This window comes from Streptococcus ferus DSM 20646 (assembly GCF_000372425.1).
Lineage (GTDB): Bacteria > Bacillota > Bacilli > Lactobacillales > Streptococcaceae > Streptococcus > Streptococcus ferus.
This window is the reverse complement of record NZ_AQVD01000005.1, coordinates 90,277-102,323: the sequence shown is the minus strand read 5'-3', so window position 1 is coordinate 102,323 and position 12,047 is coordinate 90,277. Positions and strand designations below refer to the sequence as shown.

Genomic DNA, 12,047 nt, shown 5'->3' with positions numbered 1-12,047 from the left:
TAGAGTTTGGAACTTCTTTTGTCCCAAACTCTTTTACATTTCTTCCTTGTCATTCTGATAAAAGTCCACTTTGAGCTGGATAAATTCTTCCATATCCTGGAGGAGCTGAAAGAGGGTGGCCCTGGTTTCGAATTCCTGGCGGCTTTGGGGTAGGGGCGCTTGCGGAAGGTCTGGTGAAAGAGGGCGATATCATCCATCAGTTCGAGGGCGGGATTTTCCCGGCTGATACATGACCGAGCAGATGGAACGGCTAGAAGAACGCATCGGCGGGCGCATTGCTGATCTTGGAAAATAGATAAAAATCAGATTAAAAATCTCTTAAAGAATATATGCGTTAAGGGTTTCTTTTACACACCAATGATAGTCTGTTAATTCTTTAACCATTGACTTTTATCTTGCCTTATGAGATTATTAGTATGAGAAATTGTAAGAGGTTTTATAAATGAAGAAGATTTGGATGTTTTTCTTAGTGCCTGCCTTGCTTTTGACAAGCTTTATTTTTTCCAGTCAAAAGGTTGATGCACAAGAATTAACCAATGTAATTACTAGTGTTAAATTGTATGATATTGGTAATGGGCGTGAGGTTTCAAAAGATGCCAGCGGAACCTATCTGCTGACTCAAAATGTCACTTATCGTTTTGACACAGCCTTTGATTTGAGTAAATACAATGGTCAACTGCAGGATGGAGATACCTTTACTTTTACCATTCCTGCTCCAGCAACGGTCAAAGATGGAACTAGTATTCCCCTGGTTGACAAAGCGACAAATGTCGAAGTTGGGACTGCCGTAGTGTCCTCGAATGGGGATAGCCAGGGAGGCGTGGTGACCGTCACTCTAAAAAATTTGGCAGCTTATCTAAAGGCTACAGGTGCTGAGCAGGTTCGGGATGTCAAAGGAAACTTTTTTGTTGACTTTCTCTCCAGTAAACTTGTGACAAACGAGACATGGACTTACCCTTCAACGGAAACCAGCACTACGATTACTAATAAAATTACTGTTTCTGAACGAAAAGCCAATGATTTTTCTGCGGCTATCGGCATCGAAAATTATGCTAAAATTGGCGGTGTTTTGACCAAACGGTCATATAACTCGGCAGAACTCGGTAAGTCTGGGGATTATGTCCATCCTTGGACCGTTCGTCTCAATGCTAGACAGGCAACTTATATGACACCTCTTGTCTTGAAAGACAGTATTTCAGAGACGGGTGGGCCAATGCAGTATATACCGACTAGTGTCAAGGTATATGCAGGCTATTATCGACCGGAAAGCTTTGCGCTAACGCGTTCAGCAACTCTGGTTGAAGGTGTGGATTACACCATTACTTATAATTCTTCTTATACTGATTTTACTTTAAGCATTTTAAAGCCTTCCAGCTTCATTGCCGCTAATGGTCAGCCAGCGGCGTTTCAGGTCGTGTATGATACGACATCTCCGGCTGACGGCTCAATGGTTGGAAATACCATTTCTGTAACTAATGATGACACAGCGCTAACAACGACAACTACAAACAATCGCACATCTTTTTACGCAGAACGTTCGAGCCGGATCTCAGAAGGAGGGAGCATCTCTCTGGACACCGGTTATAGACTGGTGCTTTATAAGCAAGATGCTGAAACTGGTGCAACCCTTGCCGGTGCTATCTTCAAAGTCGTGACACCTAGTGGCAGGGAAATTACTCTGCCAGCAACAGATGCCAACGGACGTACTTATTCTGAAATTTTTTCTTCAGAAGAAGTTGCTAAAGGACAGTTTACGGTTACAGAAGTTCAGGCGCCAGATGGTTACCAGCTGTTAACGGATCCTGTTAAGGTGACAATTGGTTCGGCCGGTGCTATTCGCATTATTAAAAACACGAAGATTTCACCAGCAACAGCCAGCTTGCAAATCACCAAATCGTTGACAGGGCGTCATTTGAAGGAAGGGGAGTTCTCCTTTGAATTGAAAGATGCCAATAATCAAGTCCTGCAGACCAAAACGAATGCTGAAAATGGTCAGGTAACCTTTGATGACTTGACATTTGATAAAACGGGAACCTATACTTACACCATCTCAGAAGTTAAGGGTGATTTGGCAGATATTACGTACAGTGATAAGGAAATCACGGCAACTGTTGAAGTGACGCAGCAGGATGGCAAATATGTCGCTGCAGTAACTTATTCACCGGATGCTAGCATCGAGAACCAGTATGTGACCACGACTACCACGACTGAAAGCACTACGACTACGACCAGCACAACTGCTACAACGACAACAGAGGCTACGACGACTAGTACCACCTCTGCGACCACAGAAAGCAGTACGTCAAGTACATCGACTAGTACCGCTGCAACAAGCAGCAGTACCACGACNGCNAGNACGACTGCGACCACAGAGGCNNCNACGACNAGNACCACCTCTGCGACCACAGAAAGCAGTACNTCAAGNACANCGACTNGTACCGCTGCAACAAGCAGCAGTACCACGACGATAGGAAACACAACCACAGCAACTGTTGATCCATCAACCGGATCAGATCCAAGTCAAACAACATCGAAAAAACCATTTAAAAAGTCCGGCCTCCCATCAACTGGAGAGCAAGCAGGCTTATGGTTATCCATTATAGGTGTGGTTGTGATTGTAGCGGCGGCAATTTATTTTTACCGTACGCGCCGTTAATATCCGCGAAACGGAAGAGACATTAAGAGACTGATTAAGCAGTCTCTTTTGTTTTTTTCCTTTGGCAGTCCTGAAGCCTAAGGGCTATTTTTTTCTCCTATAATTGTGATATAATGAGGGTATGGAAAAAACGGATATAGTCTATGGTGTTCACGCTGTTATTGAGAGCTTGGAGACCGATAGAGGAAATAAACTTTATTTACAGGATGATTTACGAGGCAAGAATGTTGAACAGATTAAAGACTTGGCTCGAAAGAAAAAGGTCTCCATTTCTTGGACATCCAAAAAAAAGCTAACGGAGATGGTTTCAGGAGCTGTTCATCAGGGCTTTGTACTGCGTGTCGCAGAGTTTGCTTATAGTGATTTAGAGGTTATTTTAACCAAAGCAGACAAGGAAGAGAATCCTCTGATTTTAGTTTTAGACGGTCTGAATGATCCGCATAATTTTGGCTCCATTTTAAGGACAGCCGATGCGACCAATGTAACTGGCGTGATTATTCCCAAACATCGTGCCGTCGGGGTTACTCCTGTCGTGTCTAAAACAGCAACAGGCGCAGCTGCCCATGTTCCCATTGCTCGAACGACAAATCTCAGTCAGGCGATTGAGAAGCTCAAAGCTGAAGGTTTTTGGGTGTTTGGAACGGATATGGCAGGAACACCCGCAACACAATGGAATACATCAGGCAAGCTTGCTTTGATTATTGGTAATGAAGGTAAAGGAATATCGCCTAACATCAAAAAGCAGGTGGATGAGATGATTACCATCCCTATGAATGGCCATGTTCAAAGCCTCAATGCCAGTGTTGCAGCAGCTATTTTAATGTATGAAGTTTTCCGAAATCGATAACAAAGGAGAGAGAAATGACTTTCAGCATTTTGACAGATTCAACCGCTGATTTACAGGAAGATTGGGCAGCGGCCCACCAGATTGACCTAATCGGTCTTACCATTAATTTGGATGGGAAAACCTACGAAACTGTCGGCCCAGACCGCTTAGACAGTGAGAGCTTACTGGAAAAGATGAAACAGGGAGCCAAGCCAACCACTAGTCAGATCAATGTGGGTGAGTTTGAGGCCTACTTCCGCCAACAGGTCCAAAGCAATCAACCGGTTCTCTACATAGCTTTTTCCTCTGTTTTGTCGGGAACCTATCAGTCAGCGATGATTGCGCGGGAATTGGTTTTAGAAGACTTTCCGGAAGCTAGGATTGATATTGTTGACACTTTGGCTGCAGCAGGAGGAGAGGGGTTCTTAGTCATTAAAGCAGCTGAGGCAAGGGAGGCAGGGAAAAGCCTTGAGGAAACCAAGCAGATGATTCTGGATTTGCTGCCTCGTTTAAGAACTTATTTTTTGGTTGATGATCTGAACCATTTGATGCGTGGGGGACGCTTATCAAAAACCTCAGCCATTGTGGGAAATATTGTCAATATAAAACCCTTGCTTTGGATAGACGCTTCTGGGAAATTGGTACCCCTTGCCAAGGTACGTGGCCGTAAAAAAGGCATTAAGGAAATGCTGAAGCAGGCGACTAGTGATATTCAAGACCCTACGGCTGTAGTAGCCTACTCCAATGATGAACAGTCGGCTCAATCTTTGAAAGAAGAACTCCTGTCAAATGGGGAGATTCAAGAAGTCATCATTTTACCTTTAGGGCCGGTTATTTCTGCTCATGTGGGACCTGATACTTTAGCAGTTTTTGTCATAGGGAAAGACGGACGGCAATAAAACGGCTAAATAACTTGACATTATCATGGTTTGAAGTGTAAAATAATGAATGATTATAAGGAGACTATTTGAATATGAGAAAAAAGTTATGGGTGATAGCTACTCTGGCTTTGTTTGCCATTAGTGGGCTGATTGCTTTGGTTGCTAGTCAGGTTAAAGCTGCAGAGCAAGGTGATGTTATTACGAGGGTCTATATCACGGACCAAGCTGGTAATGAACTGACTGGGGATATCGAACAATGGCAGACCTTCCGCTTAAATTCAGATTTTACTTTGCCTGATAATGAGGTGAAAGAAGGAGATACAACTACCGTTAAGATCCCTGATATTATCACCTTTACAGATACAGCAGCCTTTGATGTTAAGGATGCTGACGGCAATGTGGTTGCGAAAGCAGTTGTAGACGAAGCGACCAAAGAAATTAAGCTGACTTACACTAAATTTGTTGAGACGCATTCAGGTATTAAGGGAAGTTTCTACTTTTACGTGCGGGTGGATCACAATGTTATCCAGGATGCACAGACCATGCCACTCGGTGTTACCGTCAATGGGAAATTCATTTCTGGCGGTAACTATGAATTTGCAGGGGTCGGTGAAGCCACTCCGTATGATATTGGCAAATCTGCCTGGAAACAAAACGATGCCGACCCTAGCTTGATTCGTTACCACCTCTCTCTCAACACATCAGGCAAGGATATGACCAATGTTCAGGTTGTTGATGTTTTGCAAAATACATCTCTTTCTTATGTAGAGGGATCTTTTGAAATCCATATCGGAGACTGGGTCTCTCGAAATGGTGAATGGTTCTTAGAAAATGGTGTGGATCGGACAAGTGATTTCCCTGTAACGATATCTGGTAATACCTTCTCGGTTGACTTAGGTAATTTAGATTCTAGCCAAGGGGTCAGCATCTATTATTCTGCTAAAATCCCTTATACACCGGTAGATGGCGAGATCTTTTATAATGATGCGACCTTGACAACGGACAATAGCATTAACAGCACTGCTTCAAGATCTTATACCTTCTATGAAGGTGGGGGACAGGCTGAAGGTTATGTGTATTCCATTAAAATTAACAAGGTCAATGAATCTAACCAGCCTTTGGCAAATGCAGTATTTGATGTTATTCGTGTCAGAAGCGGTCAAACTGTAGGACAAATCACAACAGATTCGTCTGGTGAGGGGACACTCGGACAGCTCTTGAACGATGAATACATCTTAAAGGAGGTTTCTGCTCCTTCGGGCTATAGCTTAGCAGAAGATGTCACGGTTAATCCAGCAGACTTTGACGGCACAAGCAAGGTTGCTGAGAAAACGATTGTCAATAAACAGGTAGCCACCACGACTACCACTACGACAACAACATCAACCACCACGACTACGACTGCAACGACCACTCCGACCACAACGGAAAGCACAAGTACGACTACGGCGTCTACAAGTCCAACGACCACAGAGACTACCACGGCTAGCACAGCTGCTTCAACGACTACCACCACTACAGAGACCACCGCAAGCAGCACTGCAACAACGGAAAGCACGACAAGTACTACTGCTACCACAACCACAGAAGCTACTACGACAGCTTCCACCACGTCTACCACGGCAGCGTCAACGACAAGTGCCAGTACAACAGAAGCGGGAACAACTCATTCTGTGACCACACGTCCAAGTGATCCCAAGACAAGCGGTACAACGACATCAAGCAAGCCTAAAAAATCAGGTCTTCCTTCAACGGGAGATGAGACAGGCGTTTGGCTGGCGGTCTTAGGGGGCTTCACCTTGTTAACTGCTGCTTATTACTATCGTAAAGCACAGGTTTAAGTTAATATAAGGTTTTGAGCTATATCAGCTTATGATGAGTGAGCGCCCTTTGGGGCGCTTATTTTTAAGGTCTCGCGCTTGTGAGACTGATAGTTCAAAAAGAAAAGCTTCTAAAAAAGCAAGTAGAAGCAGCAATCGGGAGCCACTGCGTTTTGCAAATAAAAAAATATTTTGCTTCCAAAAACCTTGCTTTGGGCATGGAAATTTGGTATGATATAAGACGGTATTGTTTACCCCATTTGAAAGGCCCCGGAACCCTTCAAATAACCTGTGGACCGGAACATCCACGCTGTAAACATTAAAGATTCGTATAGGAGAAATCATGAACAAAACAACATACATGGCTAAGCCAGGTGAAGTTGAACGTAAATGGTACGTTGTTGACGCAACGGATGTCCCTCTTGGACGTCTTTCAGCGGTCGTAGCAAGCGTTCTTCGCGGAAAAAACAAACCAACCTTCACACCACATACTGATACTGGTGACTTCGTCATCGTTATCAATGCTGAAAAAGTGAAATTAACTGGTAAAAAAGCAACAGATAAGATTTACTACACTCACTCTATGTATCCAGGCGGATTGAAGCAGATCTCTGCTGGTGAATTGCGCTCTAAAAATGCAGTCCGTCTGATTGAAAAATCAGTTAAAGGGATGCTTCCACATAACACTCTTGGACGCGCACAAGGCATGAAATTGAAAGTCTTCGTTGGTTCTGAGCATACGCATGCTGCACAACAACCAGAAGTACTGGATATTACAGGACTTATCTAAGAGGAAAGGAGCAAAAATAAATGGCACAAGCACAATATGCAGGTACTGGACGCCGTAAAAACGCAGTTGCACGCGTTCGCTTAGTTCCAGGTACTGGTAAAATTACCGTAAATAAAAAAGATGTGGCAGAGTATATCCCACATGCTGACCTTCGTCTTGTCATCAACCAACCTTTCGCGGTAACATCAACTGAAGGTTCTTATGATGTTTTCGTAAACGTTTTTGGTGGTGGCTATGCAGGTCAATCAGGAGCAATCCGTCACGGCATTGCCCGCGCCCTTCTTGAAGTTGACCCAGACTTCCGTGATTCTCTTAAACGCGCAGGTCTCCTGACACGTGACTCACGTAAAGTTGAGCGTAAAAAACCAGGTCTTAAGAAAGCTCGTAAGGCTAGCCAGTTCTCAAAACGTTAAGAACCAGCTACAATACAGACTTTACAATACTTCATGGTTCACACCATGGGGTGTTTTTTGATGGTTTTTTGGCAAAATTCACACCACTTTTCACACCAAATTCACACCATTACTTTTTAAGGTTACGGTAAGCAATTTCACCAACAGCCATTGGTATGACATTTGAAGTATTGACATAGGTCTTAGTTGTGAGAGTGTCGCTATGCGTTAAAGCTTCTGAAATGTCCTCTAGTGATGTGCCAAATTGTTTGGCAAGAGTTGCACCCGTATGACGTAATTTATGAGGTGTGGCGTGTGTTAGTTCCTTATGACGGCGTTCGACTGACTTCATCTTATTATTAAGATAATCAGCGTGTAAGGGACTATTAACATTCCCTTTTGTGTCAATATAAGTAAAGACATACTGTTCATCAGATTGAATAATATTGAATTTTGCTAATTCCAATTTTTGTTGCTTTTTCCAAGCACGGAGTAAATCAGCTAGCTCAATGGGAATATGGAAAGTCGTCTTTTTATTACCCTTAGTTGATTTTAGATTTTTATACTTATCCAAGGCTTTCACTAACTGAATTTCTTGTTTCTTGATGTTAATGTGCTTCCATTGTAAGGCGTAGCTTTCAGATTTTCTATCTCCTAAGAAAAAAGTTGTATAGAATAACACATAATCTTTGAACAGGAGTTTGTCATTTTCTAAATCTTCTTCAAAAGCTGTAAACCACGCTTGTAGTTCTGATTGTGACAGATACAAATCTTCATCATTTTTAGCCTCTTGTAGTTTGATTTTTTTAGTTGCTTTAATACGGCTAATGGTTTTAGAGAGACGATTAGTTTCGATATATTCTAATTCCTCAGCCCAATCAAAAATAGAGTTAACATAACTTCTGATGACCTTGAAGTTGGCATATTCTTCTGCTTTTTGGGTCAATAGGTTCAAAACAACTTGTTTATTTTGATTGAGAAAATCAATAGAATAATTTCCAAGCAAGGGTAGGATATGTTTTCTAAAGACAATTTCTGTACCGTCAATAGTAGCTTGTGAAGGTGTTTTTGTGGTAGATGTTGTTTGACCTGCTTTATAGGATTCCCACCAAACATTGTGATAAAAATCGGAAAAGAGGATTGAGCCATTTGTTTCCAATGAGGTTGCATCTCCGCTTAAAATTTTATCAATCCTGTTTTGTAATTCAAGTTCGTATTTTTTAGCTTCACTCCTTAATTTGAAACGTTTTTCAATCACTTTTTTATCAATTCCCAATGATGATTTAACTTCTTCTGGGACATAGATACGTAAGCGATAAGTTCCATTTTTAGTTTTTGTAATTGACATAGTATTCTCCTTTTTTGAATTGAGCTAGAAAAATACCGTGGCTTAATTATATCAAACCACGGTTATAATGCTACTGATTTTGTAACCAGTGATTGAGTTCAATTCTATCAAAGCGGACAGTTTTTCCAACTCGAATAACTGGTAACCCCTTTTTTATCCAAGAATCAAGCGTATTATTGGCGATTCCCAGATATTTACAAGCTTGTTGCTTGTTCAAGAATGGACTTTCAACGTTGTTACTATCCAATTTATTTTTTATTTCATTTTCTATCAGCTGGCTAATTAACAGTTGTAGCTGATGAATTTGTTCATCTGGTAAAATCACTTGCATAGCCTTTTTTGTCCTTTCATGATATAATATTAGTAGTTATTATTTTAAGGCGATTTGTTTACGGCAAATCGTCTTTTTGTATGCCCCAATAGTCGGAGCTCTGATGTTCACGGAGATATTGTTCAATCTCCCTTTCATCGCTGCTGGTAAATTTCGATAGTCCCAATGTTAAGAGGTCTTGAAGAAATTGGTCTGCTCCTTCAAGTGTGGTTGCTTCATACTTAGCCACATAAAGTTTGGCTAAGGTCTTTGAGACCTGTTTTTCCGTCCATTGTTCAGACTGTTTCAATGTTGGCTTGGTGCGTTCAATACTCAATCGTGTTTTGGTTTCTGTTTGGAGATAATCCTGCCACCATTTAACAGGTGGTCGTCTGCGCTTGTTGGTATCCCTGTCATTAGGTCTGACAAAGCGGTAGTGTCCGTTGATTGCCTCAAAGTAAATGGCTGTCAGAGGTCTTTTAAGAACCATTTGCTGGGCGATAATATTGGCTTTGCCCTGCCAACAACGGAGTTCTGCTCTGACCCAAGAGTTGGTATTATCAACGACCTTACCTTTGCCTCTTTGTTCCATGAGTTTGTTATAGACACACCATTGCTGGCTACCTCGTGCCCCTATGGTAACAGTCTCACCAACCCGTTCGCCTGTTTCTAGAACGGACCGCTCGTGGTAATCAACATGCTGCGCTCTCGTAATACATAAGCCCCGTTTACAGTAAGCATAGAGGGTTTGAACCGATAAAGCCTTATCATAGATGTCATTGGCAATATCTATTCGGGTAAAGTTGATCTGATAGCGGTACAGGCGTGTGACCAATGCCACCCAGTTATTAGCGTTACCTGCCATAAATTCCTCATATTGCCGACAACCTTGACCTTTGAGTTCTAAATAGACCCCCATACTATCTAAAACTTGGTTAAAGTAAACCTTGATGTCTGAACAGGCATAGTGACGTTGGTACTTGTTTATTCCCCAAGCATTAAGAGCAAACTTATCTTGGGGAATGAGCAATATATCTTCTAATATCTCTTCTGGTGGGACATCTTTAACGGTTACAGCGAAGTAGTCAATCCTCACGCTGTTGTCCATGTTTAATCCCCAATGATTTTAAGGTCATTGGCTACCAGTTTTACGCCAGACCAGTTACTACGCGTCATGTTCCACATGAGACGGACTTGAGGATTGACCAGTTCAACGGTCTTATCAAGTAAGCCGTCATTTTCTGCCAGTTTTGTGATTTTGTCGAGGTTGTCATGAATTTCAAGCGTAATTGCTTTGAGTTCTTCAACGGCAATATTCATCTCTTTTAGAACTTTTACTTTATCTGCGTCTTGTACAGTGCAAACAATTTTGGAAACTTCATCACTTTTGACTTGTTCACCATTAACGTCATGATATTTATAGCTCATTCGAGCAGAAAGCACCACCACTTTTTTAGGAAGCATGAATTGACTTTTATCAAGGTTCAATTCGCCAAGTTTAAGTGTTGTGTCAGTTAGTGTTAAGTTTGTCATAGTGTTCTCCTTTGTATTTTCAAACTAGTCATCTTTTTTAAACGTACACAGAAATTGTTTTGAGCCTTACTCTCCCAAGACTTTTCATCAATCAGTAGAACTAATTACCTGTAACACCTGACGTATCAAGGGTTCAGCCCACTTTTCATGTACATTCGTACCCCCTATTAGTAATGGGGTACTGATTTTGGGGAAGTTCGCCCGTCCAAGCACGACACGCCATTATGGGCTACCGTGTTTCCACACACTCGCCCATGGCGTTGTGCTTCTAACCGTGCTCACTTCCCAAATAATTTTCTCTTCTTTGGTTTCTCTAACTCTTCAATCTGTTTGCTTAACTGCTCTATACGAATAGCTAATAGCTGTTTCTGTTGTGTTAAGTCAGTTACCTTTTGGTTTAATCCTTTTAGCTGAACGGTTAAGCGACTGATTTTTTGGTTAACGGATAAAGGGGAAGCTCTACTCGGTGCATAAGCTTTTAGGATTGCCTTATCAAGTCCAAGGTTTCCTTTGGTATCTGCAATTCGTTGGAGCTTTTCAATATCATCAGCTGTAAAGAGAAATACTTTGCTGTAGGAACGTTTTCCTGTTCGTATCCTATCTTCTTGAAAGGCATGCCCTGTTAACTGTTCAATCTTTAAACGCCATTTCTTTAAGGTTGAGACAGAGTTCAAGCCAGAGACAAGTTCAATTGTTTGGGTATAATCGTAAAAGTGAGTCATTGTTGCCTCCTGATATATATTGCATTTAAACATTTTAAATTTTATATTTACATTATAACTTATCGAAATATAAAGTCAAGTATTTTTTGTAAAAACAAAAGAAAAAGTGTTATAATATAAATAAAAATTTGGAGGATAGAGAAATGATAGAAAATTTTGCCCCTAACTTAATTAGATTGAGAAAACAAAAAGAACTCTCTCAAAAAGAACTCGCTAAAAAATTAGGGATTTCGCCACAAACCATTTCAAATATCGAAAATCAGACTGCCTACCCAACATTTGCTAATCTAGAAAAGATTGCAAAATTTTTTAAAGCAACACCCAACCAGTTATTTGGGACAAGCTCTCAAATTGAACTGGAAAATAGTGTCTTTGAGACTGACGACTATGTGGATAAAGCTAACTTACTTTTGAAGGCTGTAAATACTTTTCACAATTTTTCCCTAGATTTGGAAGATTATAGTACTCCTGAAGCTTATGCGTTAGAAACTATTACAAAATTAGATAACTTATTAAAAAGAGAGCCTATCCTAGACCCTGAAACAGATGAACATCTCTATAGATATATTCCAACTGGGATATTAGTGAGAGCCGAGGACAAAACTGAGCCTGAAACAGAATATGAACTGGCCTACGGGTCAAGTATTTTAGAGAAAGCTTTTGACAGAATAGAAGAAATTGAAGATTTGTACCAAAAAGCGCAATACATTGTAACTACTCAAGACCTATTAGACAAAAAGAGTTAATATAGTTCAAAGTATATACAAAA

The 12,047-nt window shown here is 41.2% G+C and carries 12 protein-coding genes and 1 pseudogene; 7 read left to right on the top strand and 6 right to left on the bottom strand.

The window, feature by feature from the left end:
- Positions 1-33: 33 nt before the first annotated feature.
- A pseudogene (locus tag A3GY_RS10145) lies at positions 34-227 on the bottom strand (aromatic acid exporter family protein); the annotation flags it as partial.
- Positions 228-442: 215 nt separating this feature from the next.
- Here A3GY_RS10145 and A3GY_RS09790 point away from each other — a divergent pair.
- From A3GY_RS09790 to rpsI, 6 genes are all read left to right on the top strand, one after another.
- On the top strand, positions 443-2,656 hold the full coding sequence (locus A3GY_RS09790; protein ID WP_018030846.1) for a Spy0128 family protein: 2,214 nt from the start codon (positions 443-445) through the stop codon (positions 2,654-2,656).
- Between the two features lie 121 nt (positions 2,657-2,777).
- Positions 2,778-3,503, top strand: a complete 726-nt coding sequence (gene rlmB / locus A3GY_RS0107730) for a 23S rRNA (guanosine(2251)-2'-O)-methyltransferase RlmB (protein WP_018030845.1) — start codon at positions 2,778-2,780, stop codon at positions 3,501-3,503.
- Between the two features lie 14 nt (positions 3,504-3,517).
- Positions 3,518-4,381 carry a DegV family protein gene (locus A3GY_RS0107725; protein WP_018030844.1) on the top strand — a complete coding sequence of 288 codons (864 nt, stop codon included), beginning with the start codon at positions 3,518-3,520 and terminating at the stop codon, positions 4,379-4,381.
- A gap of 74 nt (positions 4,382-4,455) precedes the next feature.
- On the top strand, positions 4,456-6,204 hold the full coding sequence (locus tag A3GY_RS0107720; protein WP_018030843.1) for an Ig-like domain-containing protein: 1,749 nt from the start codon (positions 4,456-4,458) through the stop codon (positions 6,202-6,204).
- Between the two features lie 322 nt (positions 6,205-6,526).
- Positions 6,527-6,973: a 50S ribosomal protein L13 gene (rplM, locus tag A3GY_RS0107715; protein WP_018030842.1), complete on the top strand. Its 447-nt coding sequence runs from the start codon at positions 6,527-6,529 to the stop codon at positions 6,971-6,973.
- 20 nt (positions 6,974-6,993) lie between these two features.
- Complete coding sequence (gene rpsI / locus A3GY_RS0107710; protein WP_018030841.1) at positions 6,994-7,386, top strand: 30S ribosomal protein S9; 393 nt, start codon at positions 6,994-6,996, stop codon at positions 7,384-7,386.
- 109 nt (positions 7,387-7,495) lie between these two features.
- Here rpsI and A3GY_RS0107705 read toward each other — a convergent pair whose 3' ends face one another.
- From A3GY_RS0107705 to A3GY_RS0107685, 5 genes are all read right to left on the bottom strand, one after another.
- Positions 7,496-8,713 carry a site-specific integrase gene (locus A3GY_RS0107705; protein WP_018030840.1) on the bottom strand — a complete coding sequence of 406 codons (1,218 nt, stop codon included), beginning with the start codon at positions 8,711-8,713 and terminating at the stop codon, positions 7,496-7,498.
- Positions 8,714-8,783: 70 nt separating this feature from the next.
- Entirely contained in the window at positions 8,784-9,044 is a 261-nt protein-coding gene (locus A3GY_RS0107700; protein ID WP_018030839.1) for a helix-turn-helix domain-containing protein, read from the bottom strand.
- A 58-nt stretch (positions 9,045-9,102) separates the two neighbouring features.
- The gene (locus A3GY_RS0107695; protein ID WP_018030838.1) at positions 9,103-10,131 is read right to left on the bottom strand and encodes a replication initiation factor domain-containing protein; all 1,029 of its coding nucleotides are present in this window, start codon (positions 10,129-10,131) and stop codon (positions 9,103-9,105) included.
- 2 nt (positions 10,132-10,133) lie between these two features.
- Positions 10,134-10,556, bottom strand: a complete 423-nt coding sequence (locus A3GY_RS0107690; protein ID WP_018030837.1) for a hypothetical protein — start codon at positions 10,554-10,556, stop codon at positions 10,134-10,136.
- Between the two features lie 278 nt (positions 10,557-10,834).
- Positions 10,835-11,278: a hypothetical protein gene (locus A3GY_RS0107685; RefSeq protein ID WP_018030836.1), complete on the bottom strand. Its 444-nt coding sequence runs from the start codon at positions 11,276-11,278 to the stop codon at positions 10,835-10,837.
- A gap of 143 nt (positions 11,279-11,421) precedes the next feature.
- On the opposite strand from A3GY_RS0107685, the gene A3GY_RS0107680 reads away from it, so the two are divergent.
- Positions 11,422-12,024: a helix-turn-helix domain-containing protein gene (locus A3GY_RS0107680; RefSeq protein WP_018030835.1), complete on the top strand. Its 603-nt coding sequence runs from the start codon at positions 11,422-11,424 to the stop codon at positions 12,022-12,024.
- Positions 12,025-12,047 lie beyond the last annotated feature (23 nt).

Bases quoted from the DNA above. Each gene is read 5' to 3' on its own strand.
- rlmB (WP_018030845.1), top strand. From the start codon at position 2,778: ATGGAAAAAACGGATATAGTCTATGGTGTTCACGCTGTTATTGAGAGC.
- A3GY_RS0107725 (WP_018030844.1), top strand. From the start codon at position 3,518: ATGACTTTCAGCATTTTGACAGATTCAACCGCTGATTTACAGGAAGAT.
- A3GY_RS0107720 (WP_018030843.1), top strand. From the start codon at position 4,456: ATGAGAAAAAAGTTATGGGTGATAGCTACTCTGGCTTTGTTTGCCATT.
- rplM (WP_018030842.1), top strand. From the start codon at position 6,527: ATGAACAAAACAACATACATGGCTAAGCCAGGTGAAGTTGAACGTAAA.
- rpsI (WP_018030841.1), top strand. From the start codon at position 6,994: ATGGCACAAGCACAATATGCAGGTACTGGACGCCGTAAAAACGCAGTT.
- A3GY_RS0107705 (WP_018030840.1), bottom strand. From the start codon at position 8,713: ATGTCAATTACAAAAACTAAAAATGGAACTTATCGCTTACGTATCTAT.
- A3GY_RS0107700 (WP_018030839.1), bottom strand. From the start codon at position 9,044: ATGCAAGTGATTTTACCAGATGAACAAATTCATCAGCTACAACTGTTA.
- A3GY_RS0107695 (WP_018030838.1), bottom strand. From the start codon at position 10,131: ATGGACAACAGCGTGAGGATTGACTACTTCGCTGTAACCGTTAAAGAT.
- A3GY_RS0107690 (WP_018030837.1), bottom strand. From the start codon at position 10,556: ATGACAAACTTAACACTAACTGACACAACACTTAAACTTGGCGAATTG.
- A3GY_RS0107685 (WP_018030836.1), bottom strand. From the start codon at position 11,278: ATGACTCACTTTTACGATTATACCCAAACAATTGAACTTGTCTCTGGC.
- A3GY_RS0107680 (WP_018030835.1), top strand. From the start codon at position 11,422: ATGATAGAAAATTTTGCCCCTAACTTAATTAGATTGAGAAAACAAAAA.